This is a genomic window from Streptomyces sp. NBC_00019 (assembly GCF_045041015.1).
Classification (GTDB): Bacteria; Actinomycetota; Actinomycetes; order Streptomycetales; family Streptomycetaceae; genus Streptomyces.
In genome coordinates, this window is record NZ_CP108302.1 from 2,304,196 (window position 1) to 2,328,774 (window position 24,579).

A 24,579-nucleotide genomic window follows, 5' to 3' on the forward strand; every position below is an offset into this window, starting at 1 on the left:
GTCCTGGGACGCCGAAAGGTGCGGGCACAGCAATGCCGGCGCAGCTCCCCAGCTGCGCCGGCATTTTTGCCGTCCGCCGCACCCCCGTCCCCACGGGGTTTCATGGGTGGATGTCCCCGCCCGGACCGCTCTTCCGGGCCTGGGGTCGCCGCTCAGCGCCCCAGCATCACTCCCACGGACGACGCTTGTATGGCCACTGTCTCCCAGCCGTCGAAGACGAGGAGGAGCAGGGCCGCCAGGGGAAGGGCCATGAGCGTCGCCACCAAGGGGTGGCGACGGCCCTGCCGGCGGGGGTGGAGCGCGGTGCGCTCCTTGGTGCGGATCATCGTCCGCGGTGCCGTGTGGGCCATGGTCCCTCTCCTGACCGTTCTGCGTTGTCTTTGGCAGCGGCGGGTGTCTGACCTCGGGGGACGAGTGCTGCACCCGCCGCTTGACCTCAAATCTAGGCGGACGGCGCCCGCCGCACGTCATGCCCTCGTACCGATTGGCGGGCCTCCCGGAGGATGAGCCATGACCTGGGGAGTACTCCCCTGGGTGGAGACGAAGACCTAGGTCTCCGGGTCTTCCCGGAGGGGGTGCCCGGTCTATCCCGCTTTCTCCGAGCCGTCCTCACGCGGCACCGGCTGCTCGACCAGCGCCAGGACCCGGGTCGCCATGAAGCGGGCCGTGCGGACGACGGAGCCGTTGCGGGTGACTTCGCTCACTTCCACCACGCCTCGGCGTACCGCTGTCTCCACCCAGCGGCCCGCCCTGCTCGCCACCACCTCGTATGTGCGCGTCGTGTCCCCTGCGTCCACGACTATCTCCACGCGATCACCCTTCACGGGTTCAATCCCCCTTCGACGAAAGGTGGTTGGGATCACCGGCAGAGCGAACCCACCCCGCTCTCCCGCTCCCTGACCACCCCTCAATTCTCCCACCCAGCACTGACAATCCATCGGGACGAGAGGGCGCGGCCTCTGCGCGCGGGCGGCCGTGGAAACGTAAGCTGTGGCTCGTCACACGGACCGGGCAGCGGGGATGAACATGGCGATGATGCGCCTGAGGCGCGAGGACCCGCGCGTCGTCGGCTCGTTCAGGCTTCACAGACGGCTCGGCGCGGGCGGGATGGGCGTCGTCTATCTGGGCTCCGACAAGAAGGGGCAGCGGGTCGCGCTGAAGGTGATCCGGCCCGATCTGGCGGAGGACCAGGAGTTCCGTTCGCGGTTCGCGCGTGAGGTCTCGGCGGCCCGGCGGATTCGCGGCGGGTGCACGGCACGGCTCGTGGCCGCCGATCTCGACGCGGAACGGCCGTGGTTCGCCACGCAGTACGTGCCCGGTCCCTCTCTGCACGACAAGGTCGCCGACGAGGGCTCGCTGGGCGCGGCCGAGGTCGCCGCCATCGGGGCCGCCCTGTCGGAGGGGCTCGTCGCGGTGCATGAGGCGGGGGTCGTGCACCGGGATCTCAAGCCTTCCAACATCCTGCTGTCCCCCAAGGGGCCGCGGATCATCGACTTCGGCATCGCCTGGGCGACCGGGGCCTCCACGCTCACGCATGTGGGTACGGCCGTCGGGTCGCCCGGCTTCCTCGCGCCCGAGCAGGTGCGCGGGGCCGCCGTCACCCCGGCCACGGACGTGTTCTCGCTGGGGGCGACCCTGGCGTACGCCTCCATGGGTGACTCGCCCTTCGGGCACGGCAGTTCCGAGGTGATGCTGTACCGCGTGGTGCACGAGGAGGCGCATCTGGGCGGGGTGCCCGACGCGCTGGCTCCGCTCGTGCGTGCCTGTCTGGCCAAGGATCCCGAGGAGCGGCCGAGCACGCTCCAACTGTCGCTGCGGCTCAAGGAGATCGCCGCGCGGGAGGCTCAGGGGCTTGCCGACGTTCGGCCGCCCGCGCCGCGTGCGGGCGAGAGCGACCGGCCCACGGGACGGCTCGCCGAGCCGAGCTATCCGGAGCAGCAGCGCGCCCAGCGGCGGCCGCAGGGGCAGACGCCGGGACCCACGCAGCGCACTCCCGCGCCCCGCGGCACGTCCTCGCGCGGGCCCGCGCCGTCGCGCAACGGCTCTCCGTCCCGGAGCGGGGCGCGGCCCACGCCCGCCTCGCGGAACACGACGCGCTCCGGCAACCGTCCGGCGCCCCGCAGCGGTACCGGTCGTCCGGGCCCCAGAACGACGGGGACGGGGCGACGGCCCGCCAATCCACGGCTGCTGCGTCAGCGGCTGTTCGTGTTCGTCGTGGTGACGCTGCTGGCGGCGCTCGGTATCGCCGCGGCCCAGGGATGTCAGGGGCCGGCGCGAGGCCTCGACGGCGACCGTGGTGTCGTACGCCATGAGCAGGTGCACGTGACACCGCCGGACCGGTCGGCCGACTAGCGGGTCACAGGCTCGGCAGGATCCGGTCGAAGAACTCCAGGTCCCCTTCGAAGATCGGGTCCAGGGCCGGGAACTCCTGCGGGGTGATCCAGCGGGCCTCGGCCACTTCCACGGGGTCGGGGACCACTTCGCCGTCGTCGGCGCGGGCGGTCCACCAGTGGAGGCGGAAGCGGCCGTCGTCGGTCTCGGACTCCCAGACCTTCGCGAGCGGTACGGCGGTGAGGCCGACTTCCTCGCGTACCTCGCGGAGCAGCGCCTCCCGTTGGGTCTCCCCCGGTTCGATGCGGCCGCTGAGGGGTTGCCAGTAGCCGGGGCGGGAGATGGTGGGGCCGCGACGGATGACCAGCAGTCGGTCGGCTCGGAGCAGGACCGCGACGATCGCCTCGCCCTGGGGCATCGGGCTCCTAGAGCTCGGGGCGGCCCGTGGCCACCGCGTAGAAGGCGACCGCGGCCGCCGCGCCGACGTTGAGGGAGTCGACGCCGTGGGCCATGGGGATGCGGACCCATTCGTCGGCGGCGACCAGGGCCTGGGTGGAGAGGCCGTCGCCCTCCGCGCCGAGCATCAGGGCGACCCGGTCCATCTTGTGGGGGGCGGCCTCGTCGAGGGTCTTGGCCTTCTCGTCCGGGGTGAGGGCGAGGAGGGAGAAGCCGGCCTCGCGGACGGACTCCAGGCTCTTGGGCCAGGTGTCGAGTCGGGCGTAGGGGACCGAGAAGACCGCACCCATCGAGACCTTGACGCTACGGCGGTACAGCGGGTCGGCGCAGTCCGGGGAGAGCAGGACCGCGTCCATGCCGAGGGCCGCCGCCGAGCGGAAGATCGCGCCGATGTTGGTGTGGTCGTTGACCGACTCCATGACCACCACGCGGCGGGCGGTCTGGAGCAGGTCGGTCGCCGTCGGGAGCGGCTTGCGCTGCATGGAGGCGAGCGCGCCGCGGTGCACGTGATAACCGGTGACCTGCTCGGCGAGCTCCGGGCTGACCGCGTAGACCGGCGCCGGGAGCTCGTCGATGACGTCGCGCATGACGTCGACCCACTTGGCGGACAGCAGCATCGAACGCATCTCGTACCCGGCGTCCTTGGCCCTTCTGATGACCTTCTCGCCCTCGGCGATGAACAGGCCCTCGGCGGGTTCTCGTTTGCGGCGCAGTTCGACGTCGGTCAGGCCTGTGTAGTCGCGCAGGCGCGGGTCGTCGGGGTCCTCGACGGTGATGAGATCGGCCACAGGGTGATACTGCCTTGCTCTGGGTGCGGTGCCAACGGCTAGGTACGAGTTGGGTTACCCGGGGTTACGCGGTTGCCCCGGGGCCGACGTTCACGACCGCACCGATGACGATGACGGCCGGCGGCCTGACCTCCTGCGTACGGACCGTCTCGGCGACCGTCGCGAGGGTGGCGTCGACGCGGCGCTGGGCCGCCGTCGTGCCCTCCTGGACGAGAGCCACCGGAGTGTCCGCCGGCTTGCCGTGCGCGACGAGCGTCTCGGCGATCTTCCCGATCTTGTCGACGCCCATCAGGATCACCAGCGTGCCCGTGAGCTTGGCGAGCGAGGGCCAGTCGACCAGGGAGCGCTCGTCGTCAGGGGCGACATGGCCGCTGACCACCGTGAACTCGTGTGCGACACCGCGGTGGGTGACGGGGATGCCGGCCGCGCCCGGGACCGAGATCGAGCTGGAGATGCCGGGGACGACGGTGCAGGGGATGCCGGCCTCGGCGAGGGCGTGCAGTTCCTCCATGCCGCGGCCGAAGACATAGGGGTCGCCGCCCTTCAGCCGTACGACCGACTTGCCCTGCTTGGCGTGCTCGATCAGGGCGTTGTTGATGGCCTCCTGGGCCATGAAACGGCCGTACGGGATCTTCGCCGCGTCGATCACCTCGACGTGCGGCGGGAGTTCGGCGAGGAGGTCGCGCGGGCCGAGGCGGTCGGCGATGACGACATCGGCCTCGGCGAGGAGGCGGCGGCCGCGGACCGTGATGAGGTCCGGGTCGCCGGGGCCGCCGCCGACGAGGGCGACGCCGGAGGTGCGGCTGCGGTGGTGGGGCGCCACCAGGGTTCCGTCGCGGAGACCCTCCACCACCGCGTCGCGGATGGCGGCGGTGTGGCGGGGGTCGCGGCCCTTGGCGTTCGTGGTGAGGACGGCGACCGTGACGCCCTCGCTGTGGCCGGTGGCCGGGGTCCAGGCCGTCGCCTGGTCGGCGTCGTCCGAGCGGACGCACCAGACGCGGTGCCGCTCCGCTTCGGTGGAGGCCGCGGTGTTGGCCTCGGGGTCGCTGGTGGCGATGAGGGCGTACCAGGCGTCGGCGAGGTCGCCTTCGGTGTACGGCCGCTTCGACCAGGTGATCTCACCCGCGTCCGCCATCGCTTCGACCGAGGGGGTCGCTTCGGGGGATACGAGGAGGATGTCCGCGCCCGCTGCGATCAGTGCCGGGAGGCGGCGCTGGGCGACCTGGCCGCCGCCGAGGACGACGACCTTGCGGCCGGTGAGGCGGAGGCCTACGGGGTAGGCGGGGTTTTCGGCCATGAGGGTGCGGCTCCTCGTACGGGCGATGCGATGGGCGCTACGGCTCTGGAGCTGCCCTGACGTGCGGATTTTAAGCTTCGGATTCAGCGTACGGCGGGGGTGGGGGGCTCGCAGGAACGCGTACCCCGACCACCCCCGGTTCCGGCCTACTTCTCGGTGACTCCCGCCGAGTCGAATGTCGCGACCTCGTGCATCGCGCGCGCGGTGCTCTGTACCAGGGGCAGGGCCAGCAGGGCGCCCGTGCCCTCGCCCAGGCGGAGGTCGAGGTCGACCAGGGGGCGCAGGCCGAGCTTGTTCAGGGCGGCCACGTGTCCGGGCTCCGCGCTGCGGTGGCCCGCGATGCAGGCCGCGAGGACCTCGGGGGCGATGGCACGCGCGACCAGGGCGGCGGCGCCGGCGCTGACGCCGTCCAGGATCACCGGGGTGCGCAGGGACGCGCCGCCCAGCAGGAGGCCGACCATCGCCGCGTGCTCGAAGCCGCCGATCGCGGCGAGTACGCCGATGGGGTCGGCCGGGTCCGGCTGGTGGACCTCGATGGCGCGGCGGACGACCTCGGTCTTGCGGGCGAGGGTCTCGTCGTTGATGCCGGTGCCACGGCCGGTCACATCGGCCGGGTCGGTGTCCGTGAAGACCGAGATCAGGGCGGCGGACGCGGTGGTGTTCGCGATGCCCATCTCGCCCGTGAGCAGGGCCTTGTTGCCGGCCGCCACCAGGTCGCGGGCCGTCTCGATGCCGACCTCGATGGCCTGCTTGGCCTCCTCGCGGGTCATCGCGGGGCCGGTGGTCATGTCGGAGGTGCCCGCGCGGACCTTGCGGGGCAGAAGACCGGGGGTGGCGGGCAGGTCCGCCGCCACGCCGACGTCCACCACACACACCTCGGCGCCGACCTGGGCGGCGAAGGCGTTGCAGACCGCGCCGCCGCCGAGGAAGTTGGCGACCATCTGGGCCGTCACCTCCTGCGGCCAGGGGGTGACGCCCTGGGCGTGGACGCCGTGGTCGCCCGCGAAGATCGCGACTGCCGCGGGCTCCGGGATCGGCGGCGGGCACTGCCGGGACAGGCCCGACAGCTGCGCGGAGATGATCTCCAGCATGCCGAGCGAGCCGGGCGGCTTGGTCATCCGCTTCTGTCGCTCCCAGGCCTCGCCGAGCGCCTTGGCGTCCAGCGGACGGATCTGGGAGACGGTCTCGGCGAGCAGGTCGTGCGGCTCCTCGCCGGGCAGCGCGCGACGGCCGTACGTCTCCTCGTGGACGACCCACGACAGCGGGCGGCGCTTGGACCAGCCGGCCTGCAGCAGCTCGGGCTCGTCCGGGAACTCGTCGACATAGCCGACGCAGAGGTAGGCGACGACCTCCAGGTGCTCGGGCAGGCCGAGGGAACGGACCATCTCGCGCTCGTCGAAGAAGCTGACCCAGCCGACGCCGAGGCCCTCGGCGCGGGCGGCGAGCCAGAGGTTCTCGACGGCGAGCGCGGAGGAGTACGGGGCCATCTGTGGCTGGGTGTGCCGGCCGAGGGTGTGGCGCCCGCCGCGCGTGGGGTCCGCGGTGACGACGATGTTCACCGGGGTGTCGAGGATGGCCTCGATCTTCAGTTCCTTGAACTGCTTGGCCCGGCCCTTGGGAAGGGACTTGGCGTACGCGTCGCGCTGGCGCATGGCCAGTTCGTGCATGGTGCGGCGCGTCTCGGCCGAGCGGATGACGACGAAGTCCCACGGCTGGGAGTGGCCCACGGACGGTGCGGTGTGGGCTGCCTCCAGGACGCGGAGCAGGACCTCGTGCGGGATGGGGTCGCCGCGGAAGCCGTTGCGGATGTCGCGGCGCTCGCGCATGACCTTGAGGACGGCCTCGCGCTCGGCGTCGTCGTAGGCGGGCGCGGCCGGGCCGGTGGACTGGCGTACTTCTGCCACGGGGGCCGTGCTTTCTTCCTGATCCGCGCCCCGGGTGTCCAGGTCGTCGGCGTGCTGTACGAGTTCGGGGTCGCCGTCACGAGGAGCGGGGACGGCGGGGTGCTCCTCCGGGGGGAGGACGAGGGCCTGGGGCGGGGTCGGGGCAAGGTGCGGGGTCGTCGGTACCGAGCCCTCGACGGGGACGAACTGGCCCACGGGCTGCGGAGCCGCCGCGATCGGCTGGTCCTGGTCCACGAACAGGACCTGGGGGCCCGCGGGTTCGGCGACGAGCGACGGGGCGGGGGCCGGGTCGACCGGTGCGACAGGCGCGGGGACGACCTGCAGGTCGTCGGCGGGTGCGTCTGCCGCGGCGGGCATCGGCTGAGGCGCCTCCGGGACCGGCGCGGGGCCGGGGGCGTCGGCGAACTGCGGGGCAGCCTCGACGAGGGCAGGCTGCTCGGGCTGCTCCTGCGTGACGTCCACGGGGGTGGGGATGCCCTCCGGCTGTGCGAGCTGTTCGGCTACGGCAGCGGGCGGCTCCGGCTGCGCGGCGGCCTCTGTGTCCACGGGGTGCGGCAGTTGCTCCGCTTCGGTGGGCTCGGGGGACGGCGCAGGAGCGGGGGTCTCCAGGAGGGGAGGTTCGGGGGCCGGCGGGGCTGCGGCCTCGACAGGCTCGGGAGCGGGTGCCGGAACCGTGGCTTCCGGGGCCGGCACGGGCTCGGAAGCCAGTACGTTCTCGGGGGCCGGCACGGGCTCCGGTACGACGGTCTCGGCCACGACGGGGGTGGGCGCTGCGACCTGGCCGGCCTCGGGGCCGGGGGTGTCCGGGAGCGGCACGGCCTGGAGTTCGGCGGGCTCGGCCAGGACGGCTGCGGGCTCGGCGACCTCAACTACGAAGGCGGTGGGCTCGGGGACCTGAGCGACCTCCGGACCGGGTGCTTCCGGTTCCGGTACGGCCTGGAGCTCGGCGGGCTCGGGCGCGAGCGGCGCCTCGGGGGTCTGCGCGAGGTCCGGCAGCGGCACGGCAGTCGGGGCCTGATCGGCGTCGGGCACTGCGGCGGGAACCGGGATCTGGGCGAAGTCCGCCACCTCCACGGCGTCCGGCACGGGAGCGGCGTCCGGTACCTCAACGGCACCCGGCACCTGGCCGGCACCGGCAAGGTCCTCGGCAACGGCACCCTGAGCGGCGGCGGCGGCATCCACGGCGCCCGGGACCTGCACGGCCTCCGGAGCCGGAGCGACACCGACGTCCTGTCCGGCCTCACCGGCGAACTCGGGACCGTCGATCTGCCCGGCCGCGGGAGCTTCCCCGCCCTCCGGAGCGGACACCACGGCGGGACCCTCGGCGACCTCCGGCACGATTCCGTCCGGCGTGTGCGCGGCGACCGGGATGCCGTTCGCCTCGGGCGCGTTCACGGCACCGCCCTCCGGGAACACCACGGGCCCCGGCACGTTCACATCGCTCTGAACAGTCTCGGCACCCGGCGCGTATGAATCTCCGGGGACACCCTCAGCACCCGGGAACCCGTCGGCGCCCGGTACCCCGGCCACGGGGAGCCCCTCGGAGCCGGGAACGCCCCCGGCTTCCGGCGCATGCTCGGCAACGACGGGCTCGCCGTACGCCACCCCGGCGACCGGCACACCGTCGGCGCCCGCCATGACCTGCTCGGCGTACACGTCCTCCTGGGGCTGCGGTACGCCGGTCGCCGCGACCGCGTCCGTCGCAAGACGGGCCACCGCTGCCTGGGCCGCGCCCACCGGCTCGGGGCCCTGCTCCGGCACCGGGACAACCGTTTCGGCAGCCGGGGCCATGGTGCCCACCGGAGTCGGGGCGCCCCAAGGGGCCGCGCCCTGCGGGGACATCTCACGCAGCGGCTGCGGGACATCGAGGTACTCGGGGCCAGCGGTGGGCGGGCCCGACTGGCGGACCGGCGCACCCGCGGGACCGCGGTCGGCGAGGGAGCGGACCGGGCTGGCGGAGGCGTCGGGGATGGGCGGGCCGAGGTGCAGGGGCCGGCGCGGGGTGATCGGCGGGATCGGCAGCGACGGGGCCGCCACCGGGTCGGGCGCGCGGACCGCACTGAGGTCGTGCGCGCCGCTGTCGCGGCCGGCCATCTCGTGCGGACCGGGAGCGTGGACCGTCTCGACGACCGGCTCCGGCGCGGGTGGGGCGACCTCGTTGCCCCAAGCCCCCTGGGCGCCCGGCAGCAGCAACAGGTCTTCGTCCTCGGCGGTGGTCTCGGAGAGGTAGGTGTACGCACCGTGCGCGGGAACGCCCGGCTGTTCCACCATGCCTGCGTTCTCCGGCAGTCCCTCGCCCGGGACCTGGCCGGTGTCGGTCATGCGTACCCCTCGCCCATCGGTTAGTGCTTCTACGACCAGCTCACCGGGGACGGCGCACCGACCGCCCCCGCAGTGAAGAACGAGCGTGCGTGCCCAGCGGCACGAACGTCCCGCCGAGAAAGACGACAAAGCCATTAACTGGCATTGTCCCGGCCGTTCCCCCGTCGCGACAGCTTGATCCGCGACAGCCCGCTGTGGACTGCGCCACGTTGCGCGTCCTCCGGTTCTGCCGTACCACACCCACCCCAAAACGGGCGCGTTTTCCGGACATTGACGAACGAAAGGCCGGTCCACCGAAGCGGTACAACAGTCGGCCAGCCTACCGCGCGCAGTACGACAACAGGATCACGGGACCAACAAATGGGGTCACGTCGCACGGTCCGGCAGAACCCCGCTGAGCAGGAACGCTACGCTCCGCTCCTTCTCCGTCCAGGCCCGTGTGTCGAGTTCGACGGACTGGATCAGGGCGCACTCGACGCGGTAGCCGTGTTCGGTCAGGTCGCGTCCGACGAGTTCGGCCTCGTCGCGCGTCATGGCGTGGGCGACGATGCCCTGCGGGCGGCGGTCGGCGACCGCGGAGACCACGGCCGCTCCCCCACCGCCGACACGGACGACGTCCGGCTCGGGGAGGTTCTCCAGCACGTGCGGGGCGGTGCCGCGGATGATCTGGAGCTGGACGCCGAAGCGGCGGGCGGCGGCGTCGGTGCGGCCGCAGGCGATGAGGTCCCGGTCGACGGCGATGACGGCGGCACCGGCCCGGGCGGCCTCGACGGCGAAGGCGCCGCTGCCGCAGCCGATGTCCCACACGAGGTCGCCGACGCGGGGTCCGAGGCGGGCGAGTTGGGCCGCGCGCAGCAGATCCGACTCGCCCTCGCCGAGCGGACCGTCGTACGCCTCGGCGGGCAGTGCCCAGCCACGGGGTCCGGCGGCCGGCTCGCGGCCGGAGATCCAGCCGCCGCCCTCCCCCGCGGTCACCGGGCCGCCGATCACGATGACGACGTTCGGGTCCCGCCAGCTGTGGTCGGCGGCCTTGTCGGAGGTGAGGATCGTGACCTGTTCACGCTCGGTGCCGAGTTCCTCGCAGATGACGAAGGTGCGGTGGACGCCCTCCATCAGCAGGCCGAGTTCTGCGGGCCCTGCGCCGGGTGAGGTGAGGACGGCGACCTTGGTGTGGGCGCGGCACACGTTCACCGCGCGTCGCAGGGTGCGCCGGTGTGCGACGACCACCTGTGCGTCGTCCCAGGGCATACCGGCGCGGGCGAAGGCGGCGGCGACCGAGGAGACGGCGGGGACGACCTCGACCTCCAGGCCGAACTCGGGTGCGCGCAGGGTTCGTACGACCCCGAAGAACCCGGGGTCCCCTTCGGCGAACACGACCGCCGTGCCGCGATGGCCCGCGATCCGGCGGGCGGCCAGGGAGACGCTGCCGAGTCGGACGCGTTCGGCGGTGGGGGGCACCTCGGGCAGTGCCAGGTGGTGGGCGGCGCCCGCCACCAGCGTGGCGGCACCGAGGGCGGAGCGTGCCGCGGCGGTCAGCGGCGAACCGTCCCAGCCGATCACCGTGACCCGGTCGGCCATCGTCGTCAGTCTCCAGAGGGTTTGCGCAGGTCGTCAGGGGCGGGCTCCGTGAGGGTACCTGGTCGACCCGGCGAACACGGCGGCGGTCCCGCTGCCTCCCCTGGTTCAGTTCCAGTCGCCGTACGAGGTGAAACCGTCGGAATCGGTCAGCTGCTCTCCCGAGCCCTCGATGTCCTCCGGCAGCAGACTCCAGACGATGAAGTCGGTGCGGACGTCGCTCCAGGTGTCGTCCTCGGTGCGGACTCGCGCTATGCAGGCGTTGCGCAGGACGCCCTCGCTGATGCAGCCGATCTTCTGGGCGACCTGCTGGGAGGCGGTGTTGTCGGCCGCCGTGCGCAGCTCTATGCGCTCGAACTTCTGATCCGTGAACAGCCATTGGGCCGTGGCGAGCGCCGCCTCGGAGGCATAGCCCTCGCCGCGGGCCCAGGGGGCGATGATGTACGACAGTTCGGTGGCGCGGATGTACCAGTTCGTCTTGGTCAGCTGGACGATACCCACCAGGCGCTGGGTGAGGAACTCCGTTACGGCGAGGTCGAGTCCACGGCCCGCCTCGCGTTCGGTGGGCGCGTGATCGGTGATCCAGGTGCGGGCGCCGTCCTCGGTGAAGGGCTGGGGGACGTGGGTCCAGGCGGCGACCTGCTCGTCGTTCATCATCTCGGCCAGCGCCGACACATCGTCCTCGTCGAGGGGACGCAGCACCAACCGCTCCGTGCTGATGGAGATGTTGGGGAAGGTGCTAGTCATGCGCCGCTCCGTAACCTTCGGAAAACCTTCAAGTCCTGCTGAGCTCCTGCTGAACTGCCCAGCATGCAGCATGAAAGCACTGAACCGCACTACAGGGTCCACCCGGGGTGAGCGAGTGGACCCTGTGCGTGGCGATACGCGGTATACGCGCGGTCAGCCGGAGGTGACCGGCAGGACCGAACCCTTGTACTTGTCCTCGATGAACTTCTTCACGTCGGACGAGACGAGGAGCTTCGCGAGCTTCTCGACCCGGGGGTCGCCCTCGTCGCCCTTCTTGACGGCCAGGAGGCTGGCGTAGGGGTTGCCCTTCGCCGACTCCAGGAGGATCGCGTCCTCGGTGGGGCTGTAGCCCGCGTCCTGGGCGTAGTTGGCGTGAGGACGCGGGGCCACAGTCACCTGCCTCGGCTGGGCAGGGCGTAGTCCGTCAACTTCTCGGCCGGGGCCACGGCAACTGGTGCCGCTCCCTCATCGATTCGCGCTTCCGGCTACCCCCGACGACAGGACGGCCACGGATCGCATCCGCCGTGCGGCCCTGACGGACCGTACAGCGCGGGACCGTTGACTGGGCCCCACGACGTGCCCCCTAGAGGCCACGCCGACACCAGACCGGTCAGCGCCAACTACAACCGTGTCCCCGGGATGCCCGGTTCGTGCCTTCAAGGGCTCGCGACTGGTGTGGTAACCATACCAGCACGCTGCGTTACGCATGCCGTATCCGTGAACTCCCTGATCTTCAGCCCAAGTCAGCCTTCTCGGCGAGGTTGTCCTCGATGTACGTCAGGACCTCGCCGGCCGGGACGGCGGTGGCGCCGACGACCAGGGCGTCGTCACCACCACCGCTCCCGCCGGAGTCCGAGCCCGAGCCGCAGGCGGTGAGGCCGAGGGCCAGGGCGGCCGCGGGTATGACGAGCTTGCGCATGTGGATCGGTCCCCCTGTTGATCAGTGCGCTCAGAAGGACGCGATGACGGAGCCGTCGTACTTGTCCTCGATGAACTTCTTGACCTCGGCGGAGGTGAGGAGCTCGGCGAGCTTCTTCACGCGCGGGTCGTCCTCGTTGCCGTCCTTCACCGCGAGGAAGTTGCCGTACGGGTTGTCCTTGGCGGACTCCAGGACGAGGGCGTCCTTCGCGGGCGAGAGGTCGGCCTCGATGGCGTAGTTGCCGTTGACGACCGCGGCGTCGACGTCGTCCAGGGAGCGCGGGGTCTGGGCCGCCTCCAGCTCCTTGAACTCGAGGTTCTTGGGGTTCTTGGTGATGTCGGCCGGGGTCGCGTCGTTGCCCACGCCGTCCTTGAGGGTGATGATCCCGTTGGCGTCGAGCAGCTTGAGGGCACGGGCCTCGTTGACGCTGTCGTTCGGGACGGCGATCGTCGCACCGCTCTTGAGGCCGTCGGCGCTCTTCACCTTGTTCGAGTAGAGGCCGAGCGGCTCCAGGTGGACCGTCACGACGGGCACGATGTGGGTGCCGTTCTTCTTGTTGAAGTCGTCGAGGTACGGCTGGTTCTGGAAGTAGTTGGCGCCCACCGAACCGTCTTCGGTCGCCGTGTTCGGCGTGACGTAGTCCGTGAACTCCTTGACCTCCAGGTCGAGGCCCGCCCTCTTCGCCAGGTTGTCCTTCACGTAGTTCAGGATCTCGGCGTGCGGGACGGGGCTCGCGGCGACGACCAGCGGGCCGCTGGTGTCGGAGGAGGCGGACGTGGAGGAGGCGTCCTCCGAGCCGCAGGCGGTGAGCCCGAAGGTGAGGGCTCCGGCGGCGAGGACGGCGGTGGTGAGCTTTGCGGTGTTACGCACGAAAAGTGCCTTTCCTTTTGGGTGGAGCTGTCCCGTGAAGGGGTGCACGGGACATCTGGAGGGTGGCCTGCGCGAGGCTCAGGCGGTGTTGGTCTCGGCCGTCGAGGCCTTCAGCAGCCGTAGCTTCGGCGCCGGACCGCCGCGTCCACCGCGGCTGTGCAGCGAGCGGGCGGCGTAGTCCCCGGCGAACTGGATCAGCGAGATGACGACCGCGAGGATCGCGACGGTGATCCACATGAGTTCGGTCTCGAAGCGCTGGTAGCCGTAGCGGATGGCGATGTCGCCGAGGCCGCCGGCGCCGACGGTGCCGGCCATCGCGGAGTAGCCGATGAGGGCGACGATCGTGGTCGTGGTGCTGGCGATCAGCGAGGGCAGCGACTCCGGTACGAGGACCTTGCGGACGATCGTCCAGGTGTTGCCGCCCATCGACTGCACGGCCTCCACGAGTCCGCCGTCCACCTCGCGGACCGCCGTCTCGACCAGGCGCGCGAAGAACGGGATGGCGCCGATGGCGAGCGGGACGATCGCGGCCTCGCGGCCGATGGTCGTGCCGGTGATGGAGCGGGTGAAGCCCATCAGCGCGACCATCAGGATGATGAACGGCATCGAGCGGGCGACGTTCACCACCTGTCCGATGACCTTTTGCGCGACGACGTTCTGGAGCAGTCCGCCGCGGTCGGTGAGGACGAGGAGGATGCCGAGCGGGAGGCCGCCGACGACGGCGATGACGGTGGACCAGCCGACCATGTAGAGGGTGTCCCAACACGCCTGCTCCAGCAGGGGCTGCATCTCGGACCAGGTCACTTGGCACCTTCCTTCACCAGCAGGGGCTCCTGGCCCACGACGTCGATCTGAAGACCCTGTTCGCGCAGGAAGCCGATCGGCACGACGTTGTCCTCGTAGCGGCCGGGCAGCTCGATGCGCATCCGGCCGACCTGGAGGCCGCCGACGGTGTCGATGGCGGCACCGAGGATCGAGATGTCGATGTTGTACGTGCGCGACAGCTGGGAGATGACCGGCTGGGTCGCGGCCTCGCCGTGGAAGGTGACGTCGATGACCGTGCGGTCGTCGCCGGTGGCCTCGCCGCCGACCGGGAAGAGCGCGGTGGCGAGCTCGGAGCCGGGGATGGCGAGGAGTTCGCTGACGGTGCCGGACTCGACGATGCGGCCGTTCTCCATGAGGGCGGCGGAGTCGCAGATCGACTTCACGACGTCCATCTCGTGGGTGATGAGGAGGACGGTGAGGCCGAGCTGGCGGTTCAGGTCGCGCAGCAGCTGGAGGATCGAGCGGGTGGTCTCCGGGTCGAGGGCGCTGGTGGCCTCGTCGGAGAGGAGGACCTTGGGGTCGCCGGCCAGGGCGCGGGCGATGCCGACGCGCTGCTTCTGGCCGCCGGAGAGCTGGGCGGGGTAGGCCTTGGCCTTGTCGGAGAGACCGACGAGGTCGAGGAGTTCGAGCGCCTTGCGGGAGCGGTCCTTGCCGGACGTGCCGAGGATCTCCAGCGGCAGCTCGACGTTGTCCTGGACGGTCCGGGAGGACAGCAGGTTGAAGTGCTGGAAGACCATGCCGATACGGCTGCGGGCCTGGCGCAGTTCCCGGCCGGCCCGCGGACCGCGGCCCGCGAGGGCGGTGAGGTCCCGGCCGGCGACGGTGACCGTGCCGGCGGTGGGCTTCTCCAGCAGGTTGACGCAGCGGATGAGCGAGGACTTGCCGGCGCCGGACTGGCCGATGACGCCGTAGACCTCGCCTTCGCGGACGTGGAGATCGACGCCGTCCAAGGCGGTGACCTCGCGGCCGCGGGAGCGGTAGACCTTGGTCAGGCCCGAGGTGGTGATCACGTGGGTTTCCGTCACTGTCAGGTGCAGGGCGTGGGTGTGCCCTGGCGGGTGCATTCGGTCGGGAACGCGGCACGGTTCTCATGCGGTGGCACAGGAGCCGGGGGAGAACATGTGCGCGGGGCGGCGTCGGTCACGTACGGCATTCAGCGCACGGACAAGCCACGGCGTCTCGCTTCGGGGCGCGAGCTCGGGGTGGTGCGGGGGCCCTCTAGAAGGCGCACATTCGACACATACAGCGAGCACCGGGCGTCATGGTCGCCTCGGTCGCAAGGATGCGGCTGCTCGTCGTGGTCATGGAATTAGTAAAGCAGATCTACGGTCCTGACAAAGCGCCGCTGTCCGCATGCCGGACAGCGGCGGACAGGGGTCAGGGGCGGACGGAGATCTCCACTCCCCCGTCGGTGACCAGGGCCGACAAGGCCGACAGGTTGTCGACGACGAGGTCCGCGTCGAGCTCATGGGCCTGGTGCGTTGTGGCCAAAGCCACGGTGATCATCCCGGCGGCTCGACCGGCCCTCAGGCCCGCGGGGGCGTCCTCGAAGACCACGCAGTGCGCCGGGTCGACGCCGAGTGCGCGGGCGGCGAGGAGGTAGGGCTCGGGGTCGGGCTTGCCGCGGGTGACGTCCTCGGCGGCGACGAGGGTCTTGGGCAGGATGCCGACGGCGTCCAGCCGGGCCTCGGCGAGGCGCCGGGTGGCGGAGGTGACGACGGCCCAGCGGTCGGCGGGCAGGGAGTCGAGGAACGCCTTCGTCCCCGGCAGCAGCCGCACGCCCCCGTTCGGCACGTCCTCCACCTCCAGCTTCTCGATCCGCGCGACCGCCTCAGGCACGACCGCTGCGGGCAGCAGGTCGGCGGCTATCTCGGCAGCCGTACGACCGTGCAGCTCGACCCGCCCGAACTCCTCGGCCGTGATCCCGTACTCCCCGGCCCACTGCCGCCAGCAGCGGTCCACCGAGGCGAGGGAGGAGACGAGGGTGCCGTCGTTGTCGAAGAGCAGGCCTTGTGCGTGGATCGTCATGGTCTAGACCCTACGGGGCCGCGGGAGCTTGCCGTCCGGGGCCCCGGACGCCGATCATGCGTGGCATGAGACCTGAGATACAGGCGTTCCTGGCCGACGGACCGCTGCCGGACGAGGATGCCGAAGAGGAGGAAATCGACCGCCGAGTGGCACAGCTGGACGACATCACCCGGCCGGTGACCGGCGAGGAGGCCCGCGCACTGGCCGACTGCTTCGGGCCCGACAACTGTTACGGCGTGGCCTGGACGCTGCTGCACCTGATCGAGACAGGGCCGAACCCCGTGTTCGGCGTCCGGCCCGGACCGCGGGCCGGCGAGTGGCAGCACAGATTGTGGCAGCGGTGCGTGATCGGCGGCCTGGTCGCCGACGAGCCCGCCAGGTGAGGGCCGGGGTCGGCCGCATCGGGGCTTTCGGGCCGTAATAAGGTCGGCGCATGCTTGATGCCCTGACGCTTGTGATCGGCGTCGCCGCGCTGTTGCTCGCCGCGTGGTGCGGCTGGGCGGCCTATCGCGATGAGCCGACGAAGGACTGGCACTTCATCGGGATGGGTGTGGTGTCGCTGCTGGCGCTTGTGCAGCTGGTGGTCGGGATCGTGCAGCTGGCGCGGGGCGAGAAGCCGGAGCAGGGGACGACGATCTTCGTGGCGTATCTGCTGGGCGCGTTCGCCTGCGTCCCGGCCGCGGGGCTCATGTCGCTGTCGGAGCGGTCGAAGTGGGGCTCGGTGACGGCTGCCGCCGGCGCTGTGGTGCTGGCCGTTCTCGAGGTGCGGCTCTATGACATCTGGGGAGGCTGAGGTGACCGTGACGGAGGGCGAGTCGGCGAAGAACCGATTGGTCAGCGGTCCTGGCACGCTGCTGGTGTGGCTGTACGGCGTGATGGTCGTCGGTGCGGTGTCGCGTTCGATCTACCAGATCGCGACCGAGTTCGACCGGGCGCCGCTCGCCTACTCCCTGTCCGCCGTCGCGGGTCTGGTGTACGGCTTCATCACCTACACGCTGGTGCGCGGCGGGGAAACCGCCCGCAAGGCGGCGCTGGTGTGCTGCGCCGCCGAGCTGGTGGGTGTGCTGACGGTGGGCACCTGGACCCTGCTGGACCCGTCGGCGTTCCCCGACGCGACCGTCTGGTCGGACTACGGCATGGGGTACGTCTTCATCCCCGTACTGCTGCCGCTGTCGGCCATCTACTGGCTCCGTAAGGCGCGCACCGTCTGAAAAGCCCTCAGGCCGTCGCCACGTAGGCGCCGGCCGGCTTCTCCAGGACGATCATCGGTACGCCGTCCGCACCCTTGGACGTGCCGACCGCCTCGTAGCCCACCTTGCGGTAGAGGCGCAGGTTGCCCTCGCTGCGGTGGCCGGTGAAGAGGCGGAACCGGGTGGCGCCGCGCTCCTCGACCAGAGCCGATTCGGCCGCGCGGAGAAGTCGCGCGCCGATGCCGTGGCCCTGGAGGCGGGGGTGGACGCAGAGCTTGCCGATGGCGGCCGAGCCGTCCTCGGTGATGCGGCCGCGCACCGAGCCGACCACCTCCTCGCCGAGCCGGGCCACGTACACGCAGTCCGCGGCGACCTCCCCTCGGACCGAGTCCAGGGTCTGGACGAGCGGATCGATGCGGTAGTTGCCGTACAACGCCGCCTCGCTCTGGAAGCACAGGTACTGAAGCCTGAAGATCTGCTCCGCGTCCTGTTCGGTCGCCACCGAGATGGTCACGCTCATGCCCATGTGCGCACGCCTCCCGCTCACCTGATCGCCATTTCGTCCTTCACTCCTATCCCCGCGCTCCGCGGGCCGCAACCTCCGGTGTGAGCAATCGGCGAAGACAACCCAGGCATCTGGAACGTTCCGGACCGAGACTGCCCTGTGAGATACCCAACTCCCCCGCGATTTCCCGATAGGTGAGGTCCATCGGGGAGAGCAGCGCCTCCATCAGACGCGGGCAGCGGCCCGGCAAACGGCGTACGGCATCACGCAGTGCCCGGCCGCGGGCCGCCGCGAGGGCGAGGTGTTCGGGGGTGTGGTCGACGTCGTCCGCGGGCTCGGTGCCGTACGGCCGTTCGAGCCTGGTCGTACGACGGGTACGGCGGGACTCCGAGCGGACCGCTCTGCGCAGCCAGCCCTGCAGGTCGGTCGGCGGGCCGTCGGTGTCGAGGCGCTCCAGAAGGCGGAGCCAGACCGCCTGTTCCAGGTCGCCCGGTTCCGTACCGGTGGCATGTGCCTCGGCGGAGGCTTCGGCGGTGAGCAGGGGGCGCAGCGTGGCCACGAGGTCGTGCGTCATATGCCTGACGACGCGGCCGCCCGGGCGGCGGGTTGCCCGGACGGCCGGTTGTCACCCCAACCGGGGTCGCACGCTCAGCCGTTGACGAAATCCTGGCGGGCCAGCAGGCCGGTGTCGGGGTTGTCGGTGAAGACACCGTCGATGCCCGTGGCGAAGTACGTCCGGTAGGCGCCGAAGACATCGCCGTACGCGTCGGCGTCGGTGCCCTTGCGGTACTCGGCGGGCAGGAAGGGGTTCTCGTTGCGCATGGTGTACGGGTGCAGGATCAGGCCCGCCTTGTGCGCGTCCGCGACGAGGGTGGTCGGCGTGGTGAGGTTGCCGTTCGCGTCCTTCGGGATGACCAGGTCGAGGGTCGGGCCGATGCCCTGGGCGTAGCCGGCGATCTCCTTGAGGCCCTTGGGCGTGATCAGGTCGGCGACCGTGCGCGGGTCACCCGTCTCGACGAAGTCCCAGGGGCGGCTGGTCGCGGAGGAGAGCAGGACGACCAGCGGGTTGCCGACCAGCTTGTTCAGTCGCTGGATGCTGGTCGGCTCGAAGGACTGGAGGATGACCGGCGCGTTCTTGCCGTCCTTGCCGTACTTGCGCAGCAGCTTCGCGACCCGCTCCTCCAGCCCCAGACCCAGCTTGCGGAAGTACGTGGGGTGCTTGGTCTCGGGGTAGATCCAGACCTGCTTGCCCCGCTTGCGGGTCTGCTCGTCCTGCCACTTCAGGACCTCTTCGAAGGTGGGGATCTCCCAGCGGCCGTTGTAGAGGGTGTTGTGAGGACGGTTGGCCGGGATGCGCTCGATCGCGCGCAGGGTCTTCAGCTCGGCGAGCGTGAAGTCCTCGGTGAACCAGCCGGTGACGGAGACACCGTCGAGGAGCTTGGTGGTCCTGCGGCCGGCGAACTCGGGATGGTCCGCGACGTCCGTCGTGCCGCCGATCTCCGGCTCGTGACGGCAGACGATGTGACCGTCCTTGGTGGGCACCAGGTCGCCGGCCTCCACCACATGGGCGCCCAGGTCGAGGGCGAGCTGGTACGAGCCGAGGGTGTGCTCCGGCCGGTAGCCGCTGGCGCCCCGGTGGCCGATGATCGTCGGCACGGGCAGGCTCTTCACCCCTCCACCATGCCGGTCCTCGCCCGCTCTCGCGGTACCCGACAGTCCGAGGACCGCTCCGCTCGCACCGAGCACCGCGGCGCCGAGAAGTGCCCGTCGTCCGGTCCCGCCCACCTGCTCGTCCGAGTTCTGCGTTCCCATGAGGGCCCTCCCTGCGTCGGCTCTTCAGTGCGGGCCGATCGTAGGTGCGTGTACATGACGGACGGGAGACCTCCGGCAGAACACGCGGGTGACGCTGGATGTCGTACCCAAGTTTGAGTTGACGGCTCATCAGAAGGGGTACGCGATGTCCGTCACATCATGGCCAACGGGTTACGGGCGGTACACCGTGCGCCACCGCAGGTAAACCAGCGTCAACAGTGCGTAAGACCTCGGTGAACCCGGCGCACCCGATGTGCACGACCCCCGGAACCGCGAGTATCGTCCTCACCTGCACAGACATATACCGATTCACTTGACACCGGAGGATCCGTTGTCCCGCTTCGCGCTCATCAAGGCAGTGCTCGGACCGATCATGCGCCTGATGTTCCGCCCACGGGTGGAGGGCGCGGAGCACATCCCGGGAGACGGCCCGGTGATCCTCGCCGGCAACCACCTCACGTTCATCGACTCGATGATCATGCCGCTCTTCTGCGACCGTCAGGTCTTCTTCATCGGCAAGGACGAGTACGTCACCGGCAAGGGTCTCAAGGGGCGCCTGATGGCCTGGTTCTTCACGGGCTGCGGCATGATCCCGGTCGACCGGGACGGCGGGCGCGGTGGTGTCGCGGCGCTGATGACCGGGCGCCGGGTGCTGGAGGAGGGCAAGGTCTTCAGCATCTACCCGGAGGGCACCCGCTCCCCCGACGGCCGGCTCTACCGCGGGCGCACCGGGATCGCGCGGCTGGCCATGATGACCGGTGCGCCGGTTGTTCCGTTCGCCATCATCGGTACGGACAAGGTGCAGCCGGGTGGTGCGGGGATTCCGCGGCCCGGCCGCGTCACCGTTCGGTTCGGTGAGGCGATGGAGTTCTCCCGGTACGAGGGGATGGACCGGGATCGGTATGTGCTGCGGGCGGTCACGGACTCTGTGATGACGGAGGTCATGCAGCTGTCGGGGCAGGAGTACGTGGACATGTACGCGACCAAGGCCAAGGCTGCCTAATCGCCGTTCAGTGGGCTGTTCGACGGCGGGTGCAGGTTGTTCGTGGCTGGTCGCGCCCACGCGGCGGTGGCCGCATTTTCCGCACAGCCCCGCGCCCCTTCGGGGGCGCCTCGCTGATCCGGCAGCCACAGCACGAAGGTCGAGCCCTCACCGACCTGGGAAAACAGGCGCACCTCGCCTCCGTGTGACTCCACGATCTGTCTGACTATCGCCAGGCCCAGGCCCGCGTGCCGGTCTCGGCCGCCTGCCGCGTTCGCTCGCCAGAATCTGTCGAAGACCCTCGTCTGGTCGTCGTCCAGGATGCCGGGATCCTCGTCCCGTACTGCCACCCAGAGCCAGTTGGTGCTCCTTCCCGCCGCGACCGTGATCAGCGTGCCCGGTGGGGAGAGGCGTACGGCGTTCGAGAGCAGGTTGCCGACGGCGCGGCGCAGGGCGTCGTGGTCGCCGATGACGGTCAGGCCTGTGGTGAGGCGGCGGTGCAGGGTGAGGCCGCGTTCGACGGCCAGGGGCAGGAACTCCTCGCAGGCCTCCGCCGCCGCTGCCGCGAGGTCGACGTCGGCGTCGGCGAGGGCGGGGGCGTTGCGGCGGGCGGTGGCGAGGAGGTCCTCGACGAGGTGGGTCATCCGGGTGGTGGCCCGGTCGACGCTGCGGGCGGCCGTGCGGCGTTCCTCCTCGTTCGAGTCCTCCGCCGTCAGTACGGCGTCCACGTTCGCGCGGATGATCGCCAGCGGGCTGCGCAACTCGTGCGAGGCGTCGTCGATGAGCTGGCGCTGGGCACGGAAGGCCTCGTCCAGGCGTTCGAGCATGGAGTCGACCGTGTCGGCGAGGTCCCGCAGCTCGTCCTTCGGGCCCTGGAGGCGGATGCGCTGGCTGAGGTCGGTGGCCTGGATGTCGGCGGCGGTGCGGGAGATGGAGCGGACGGGGCGCAGGGCGCGGCCGGAGAGGATCCAGCCCAGGGCGAGGCTGGCGACCGCGACGCCGCCGAGGACGGCGAAGGAGAAGCGGCGGAGGTTGGCGAGGGTCTCGTAGTTGACGGCGGCCTCGACCTCGGCGACCTTGACCGCGTCGAACTCCCCCACCTCCTCGCCGTTCACGATCTTCGTCACCGAGAACTGCTTGGTGACCGGGTGGGCCTCGCCACTGCGTTCCACGGCGAGGTAGGTGGCACCCAGGACGAGGGCGGTGAGGACGAAGAGGAGTCCGGAGTAGAGGACGGTGAGCCGGAAGCGGATGGTGTGGGTGAAGGCGGGGAGGGCCTTGGTGGGAGACGGCCGTTTCATGGCGTCTCCTTCAGGCGGTAGCCCTGCCGGATCACCGTCTCGATGAGCGGCTCCTGTTCTCCGGTGACCTTGCGGCGCAGTGAACCGACCGTGACCCGCACGGTGTTGGTGAACGGGTCGGCGTATTCGTCCCAGACGTGTTCGAGGAGTTCCTCGGCCGGTACGACGCGGCCGGGGCGGGTCATCAGATAGTGCAGGACGCTGAACTCCTTCGGGGTGAGCTGGAGTCGGCGGTTGCCGCGGTAGGCCTCGAAGCGGGCGGTGTCCAGGCGGAGTTCGCCGACTTCGACGATGGCGGTGCCGCCGTCCTCGCGGCGCAGCAACGCCCTGATGCGGGCGAGGAGTTCGGGTAGCGCGAAGGGTTTGACGAGGTAGTCGTCGGCGCCTTCGTCGAGGCCGCGCACCCGGTCGGCGAGGCGGTCCCGGGCGGTGAGCATGAGGATGCGGGGGCCGCCGGGGGTGGCGCGGACGGCGCGGCAGACCGAGAAGCCGTCGCCGTCGGGGAGGTTGAGGTCCAGCAGGACGAGGTCGTAGTCGTTGACGGCCAGTTTCTCGGTCGCGGTGTCGACGTCGGGGGCGACGTCGACGGCGTAACCCGCTCTGACCAGCCCGACCTTGAGCGCGACGACCAGGTCTTCCTCGTCCTCGACCACGAGCAGTCGCATGTCCGCCCCCTCGGTCTCCGTTGGTCTCCGTGGCGGTTCAGCCGCCGTCGATGATGGTGCGGGCCGCGGCCGCCGCGTCGGCGACGGGGATGGCGAAGCCGATACCGATGGAGCCGCCCCGCTGCTGGTCCAACGTCGCGATGGCCGTATTGATGCCGATGACCCGCCCGTCGGAGTCGACCAGGGGGCCGCCGGAGTTTCCGGGGTTGATCGAGGCGTCGGTCTGCACGGCCCGCTGCTGCCGACCACCCTCGCCCAGCTGTACGTCGCGGTCGAGGGCGCTGACGATGCCGGAGGTGACGGTGCCGCTGAGGCCGAGCGGGGAGCCGATGGCGAGGACGGTGTCGCCGACGCCGGGACGCCTGCCGGGGGTGGCCAGCTGGGCGGGGTGCAGTCCGCGTGCGGTCTCGGGCCGGAGTACGGCCACGTCGTGGTCGGGGTCGTCGCCGATCACCTCGGCGCTGAGCCTGCGGCCGTCCTGGAGCTCGACGGTCACGGTGGAACTGCCGTCCACGACATGCGCGTTGGTGAGGATCCGACCGCGGGTGTCGAAGACGAAGCCTGAGCCCTGGCCGTCGGAGGTGACCACGGAGACGACGCTGGGCAGGACGCGCGCGGCGACGGCTTCCAGGTCACCGGAGGTGCGGGCGGCGGCGGCCGGGGTGGCGGGGTCGTCGTCGCTGAGGGCACCGGCCGCGTATCCGGCGGCGCCGCCTGCGAGCACGGCGGCGAGGAGGACGGTGGCGAGGGGGCGGGGGGTGCGGCGGCCTTTGGGGGGTGGGGATTTCGGGGTTTCGTACGGGGAGGGGGACGGGGTGGGTGCCGGAGATGCGGTCGGGGCGGGGAGCGTCGGGGGGCGGCCGGCCAGGAAGGGGCCGCGTGGGGTGCCGAGGCCGATGGGTGGGGTGGGGGCCGGTGAGTTCGGTGGGCCGGAGTGCTCGGGGTCTGTCACGGCTGGCTCCTTGGTCAGGGGGATCGGTGGGCCGGTGGCTGTCCGCAGGGCCGTCGGTGACGGCTGGGCGGCGGCCGGATCCCGGCGCCGGTTGTCGGCACGGCCGCTCTGGGGCAGCCGCCGCCACGCGCCCTCGGCCGCCCGTTCACGGCAGCCTCGAGAACCACAGCAGCGACGTCGCCGCGGCGATCAGCGCGGTGCCGAGGCCCGCTGCCACGAACCACTGCCAGATCTCGCGTTCCTCGGTGCGATGGCCGACGGAGCTGCCGATGTCGTCGTAGACGGCCTGGAGCTCCTCGCCCGTGGCGGCCTCGTGGTAGTCGCCGCCCGTGACGGCGGCGAGGTTCTCCAACGCGGGTCCGTCGGCGGGGACCTGGAGGACCCGTCCGTCGGGGAACTCGACGACGCCGTCCTCGGTGCCGTAGGCGATCGTCGAGACCGGGATCCTGTCGGCGGCCGCCTCCCGTGCCGCCGACTCGACCGAGCGGCCCACCGTGTTGGAGCCGTCGGACAGAAGGACGATGTGGGCCGGCGGCGGTTCGGTCTCGGCCTGTTTGTCGAGCGCGCGGATGGCGTTGCGGGCGGCGATGACGGCCTCGCCGATCGCGGTGCCCTGGCCGGTGGTGAGCTGCTGGACGGCCGAGCGCAGCAGGGCGCGGTCGGTGGTCGGCGGGACGGCGACGGTGGCGTTGCCGCTGAACGTGACCAGCCCGGTGTTGAAGCGTGCGGGCAGCCGGTCGACGAAGGCGAGGGCGGCGCGCTGGGCCGCCAGGAACCGGGTGGGCTCCACATCCGTGGCCTCCATGGACCCGGACGTGTCGAACGCGACGACGATCGTGGCCCGTTCGCGCGGGACCTGTACGTCGGCGGTCGGGCGGGCGAAGCCCACCACCAGCAGGGCGAGCGTGGCGCAGAAGGCGCCCGCCGGGACGTGCTTGCGCCAACCGGGCCGCGTGGGCGCGACCTTGTCGAGCAGGTCGAGGTTGGTGAAGCGGACGACGTACCGGCCGCGGCGGCGCTGCGTCAGCAGATACGCGGCGATCAGCGCTGCGAGCGGCACCAGGAGCAGCAGCCAGCCCGGTGAACGCAGAGCCATGATCCCTCCTTTCC

25 protein-coding genes and 1 pseudogene are annotated in these 24,579 nt (G+C 71.2%); 5 read left to right on the forward strand and 21 right to left on the reverse strand.

Translation table 11 applies throughout. The features are described 5' to 3' along the window. Positions 1 to 152: 152 nt before the first annotated feature. Together OHU89_RS11085 and OHU89_RS11090 are read right to left on the reverse strand one after the other, a co-directional pair. Positions 153 to 350: a hypothetical protein gene (locus OHU89_RS11085; RefSeq protein ID WP_405642051.1), complete on the reverse strand. Its 198-nt coding sequence runs from the start codon at positions 348 to 350 to the stop codon at positions 153 to 155. Between the two features lie 234 nt (positions 351 to 584). Further along, entirely contained in the window at positions 585 to 824 is a 240-nt protein-coding gene (locus tag OHU89_RS11090) for a hypothetical protein (RefSeq protein WP_405642053.1), read from the reverse strand. A 196-nt stretch (positions 825 to 1,020) separates the two neighbouring features. On the opposite strand from OHU89_RS11090, the gene OHU89_RS11095 reads away from it, so the two are divergent. Next, positions 1,021 to 2,352 carry a protein kinase domain-containing protein gene (locus OHU89_RS11095; protein WP_405654423.1) on the forward strand — a complete coding sequence of 444 codons (1,332 nt, stop codon included), beginning with the start codon at positions 1,021 to 1,023 and terminating at the stop codon, positions 2,350 to 2,352. A gap of 4 nt (positions 2,353 to 2,356) precedes the next feature. On the opposite strand, the gene OHU89_RS11100 is transcribed toward OHU89_RS11095, so the two are convergent. The 12 genes and pseudogenes from OHU89_RS11100 to OHU89_RS11155 all read right to left on the reverse strand — a co-directional run bounded on the left by OHU89_RS11100 (position 2,357) and on the right by OHU89_RS11155 (position 16,062). After that, entirely contained in the window at positions 2,357 to 2,749 is a 393-nt protein-coding gene (locus tag OHU89_RS11100; RefSeq protein WP_405642055.1) for an NUDIX domain-containing protein, read from the reverse strand. 7 nt (positions 2,750 to 2,756) lie between these two features. Next, positions 2,757 to 3,575: an RNA methyltransferase gene (locus OHU89_RS11105; RefSeq protein WP_267017961.1), complete on the reverse strand. Its 819-nt coding sequence runs from the start codon at positions 3,573 to 3,575 to the stop codon at positions 2,757 to 2,759. A 64-nt stretch (positions 3,576 to 3,639) separates the two neighbouring features. After that, positions 3,640 to 4,872, reverse strand: coding sequence for a uroporphyrinogen-III C-methyltransferase (gene cobA, locus OHU89_RS11110; protein WP_405642056.1), 1,233 nt, complete (start codon positions 4,870 to 4,872; stop codon positions 3,640 to 3,642). A 146-nt stretch (positions 4,873 to 5,018) separates the two neighbouring features. Further along, entirely contained in the window at positions 5,019 to 9,098 is a 4,080-nt protein-coding gene (gene cobT, locus OHU89_RS11115; RefSeq protein WP_405642058.1) for a nicotinate-nucleotide--dimethylbenzimidazole phosphoribosyltransferase, read from the reverse strand. Positions 9,099 to 9,464: 366 nt separating this feature from the next. Beyond that, a complete protein-coding gene (cbiE, locus tag OHU89_RS11120) occupies positions 9,465 to 10,676 on the reverse strand; it encodes a precorrin-6y C5,15-methyltransferase (decarboxylating) subunit CbiE (protein WP_405642059.1) in 1,212 nt (403 codons plus the stop codon). A gap of 105 nt (positions 10,677 to 10,781) precedes the next feature. After that, positions 10,782 to 11,420, reverse strand: a complete 639-nt coding sequence (locus OHU89_RS11125) for a GNAT family N-acetyltransferase (protein WP_405642060.1) — start codon at positions 11,418 to 11,420, stop codon at positions 10,782 to 10,784. 153 nt (positions 11,421 to 11,573) lie between these two features. Continuing rightward, positions 11,574 to 11,795, reverse strand: a pseudogene (locus OHU89_RS11130) (MetQ/NlpA family ABC transporter substrate-binding protein); the annotation flags it as partial. Positions 11,796 to 12,153: 358 nt separating this feature from the next. Further along, positions 12,154 to 12,339: a hypothetical protein gene (locus OHU89_RS11135; protein WP_405642062.1), complete on the reverse strand. Its 186-nt coding sequence runs from the start codon at positions 12,337 to 12,339 to the stop codon at positions 12,154 to 12,156. Between the two features lie 30 nt (positions 12,340 to 12,369). Then, a complete protein-coding gene (locus OHU89_RS11140; protein WP_405642064.1) occupies positions 12,370 to 13,209 on the reverse strand; it encodes a MetQ/NlpA family ABC transporter substrate-binding protein in 840 nt (279 codons plus the stop codon). A 78-nt stretch (positions 13,210 to 13,287) separates the two neighbouring features. Then, on the reverse strand, positions 13,288 to 14,013 hold the full coding sequence (locus OHU89_RS11145; RefSeq protein WP_266833275.1) for a methionine ABC transporter permease: 726 nt from the start codon (positions 14,011 to 14,013) through the stop codon (positions 13,288 to 13,290). Further along, a complete protein-coding gene (locus OHU89_RS11150) occupies positions 14,010 to 15,098 on the reverse strand; it encodes a methionine ABC transporter ATP-binding protein (protein WP_405642067.1) in 1,089 nt (362 codons plus the stop codon). The genes OHU89_RS11145 and OHU89_RS11150 overlap by 4 nt, the downstream gene beginning before the upstream one ends. A 313-nt stretch (positions 15,099 to 15,411) precedes the next feature. Further along, positions 15,412 to 16,062 carry an HAD family hydrolase gene (locus OHU89_RS11155; protein ID WP_405642068.1) on the reverse strand — a complete coding sequence of 217 codons (651 nt, stop codon included), beginning with the start codon at positions 16,060 to 16,062 and terminating at the stop codon, positions 15,412 to 15,414. A gap of 65 nt (positions 16,063 to 16,127) precedes the next feature. On the opposite strand from OHU89_RS11155, the gene OHU89_RS11160 reads away from it, so the two are divergent. The 3 genes from OHU89_RS11160 to OHU89_RS11170 are packed head-to-tail and all read left to right on the forward strand — an operon-like array spanning position 16,128 to position 17,273. Then, positions 16,128 to 16,445 (forward strand): hypothetical protein, encoded by a 318-nt coding sequence (locus OHU89_RS11160; RefSeq protein WP_405642070.1) that lies wholly within the window; start codon positions 16,128 to 16,130, stop codon positions 16,443 to 16,445. 50 nt (positions 16,446 to 16,495) lie between these two features. Continuing rightward, entirely contained in the window at positions 16,496 to 16,855 is a 360-nt protein-coding gene (locus OHU89_RS11165; RefSeq protein ID WP_266894902.1) for a hypothetical protein, read from the forward strand. After that, positions 16,836 to 17,273 carry a hypothetical protein gene (locus OHU89_RS11170; RefSeq protein ID WP_046261517.1) on the forward strand — a complete coding sequence of 146 codons (438 nt, stop codon included), beginning with the start codon at positions 16,836 to 16,838 and terminating at the stop codon, positions 17,271 to 17,273. Before OHU89_RS11165 ends, OHU89_RS11170 begins: the two co-directional genes overlap by 20 nt. A gap of 7 nt (positions 17,274 to 17,280) precedes the next feature. Here OHU89_RS11170 and OHU89_RS11175 read toward each other — a convergent pair whose 3' ends face one another. The 3 genes from OHU89_RS11175 to OHU89_RS11185 all read right to left on the reverse strand — a co-directional run bounded on the left by OHU89_RS11175 (position 17,281) and on the right by OHU89_RS11185 (position 19,569). Further along, entirely contained in the window at positions 17,281 to 17,778 is a 498-nt protein-coding gene (locus OHU89_RS11175) for a GNAT family N-acetyltransferase (RefSeq protein ID WP_266894900.1), read from the reverse strand. Between the two features lie 46 nt (positions 17,779 to 17,824). Continuing rightward, on the reverse strand, positions 17,825 to 18,331 hold the full coding sequence (locus OHU89_RS11180) for an RNA polymerase sigma factor (protein ID WP_405642072.1): 507 nt from the start codon (positions 18,329 to 18,331) through the stop codon (positions 17,825 to 17,827). 74 nt (positions 18,332 to 18,405) lie between these two features. After that, positions 18,406 to 19,569, reverse strand: coding sequence for a glycerophosphodiester phosphodiesterase (locus OHU89_RS11185; protein ID WP_405642073.1), 1,164 nt, complete (start codon positions 19,567 to 19,569; stop codon positions 18,406 to 18,408). Positions 19,570 to 19,882: 313 nt separating this feature from the next. Here OHU89_RS11185 and OHU89_RS11190 point away from each other — a divergent pair, with 313 nt between their 5' ends. Next, positions 19,883 to 20,572 (forward strand): 1-acyl-sn-glycerol-3-phosphate acyltransferase, encoded by a 690-nt coding sequence (locus OHU89_RS11190; protein WP_266833293.1) that lies wholly within the window; start codon positions 19,883 to 19,885, stop codon positions 20,570 to 20,572. On the opposite strand, the gene OHU89_RS11195 is transcribed toward OHU89_RS11190, so the two are convergent. The 4 genes from OHU89_RS11195 to OHU89_RS11210 form a co-directional block, all read right to left on the reverse strand. Beyond that, positions 20,569 to 21,852, reverse strand: a complete 1,284-nt coding sequence (locus OHU89_RS11195) for a sensor histidine kinase (RefSeq protein ID WP_405642075.1) — start codon at positions 21,850 to 21,852, stop codon at positions 20,569 to 20,571. The genes OHU89_RS11190 and OHU89_RS11195 overlap by 4 nt on opposite strands. Further along, on the reverse strand, positions 21,849 to 22,517 hold the full coding sequence (locus OHU89_RS11200) for a response regulator transcription factor (protein WP_405642077.1): 669 nt from the start codon (positions 22,515 to 22,517) through the stop codon (positions 21,849 to 21,851). Before OHU89_RS11200 ends, OHU89_RS11195 begins: the two co-directional genes overlap by 4 nt. Positions 22,518 to 22,554: 37 nt before the next feature. Next, positions 22,555 to 23,469, reverse strand: a complete 915-nt coding sequence (locus OHU89_RS11205) for a S1C family serine protease (protein WP_405642078.1) — start codon at positions 23,467 to 23,469, stop codon at positions 22,555 to 22,557. A gap of 145 nt (positions 23,470 to 23,614) precedes the next feature. After that, positions 23,615 to 24,565 carry a VWA domain-containing protein gene (locus OHU89_RS11210; RefSeq protein WP_405642080.1) on the reverse strand — a complete coding sequence of 317 codons (951 nt, stop codon included), beginning with the start codon at positions 24,563 to 24,565 and terminating at the stop codon, positions 23,615 to 23,617. Positions 24,566 to 24,579: the final 14 nt, after the last annotated feature.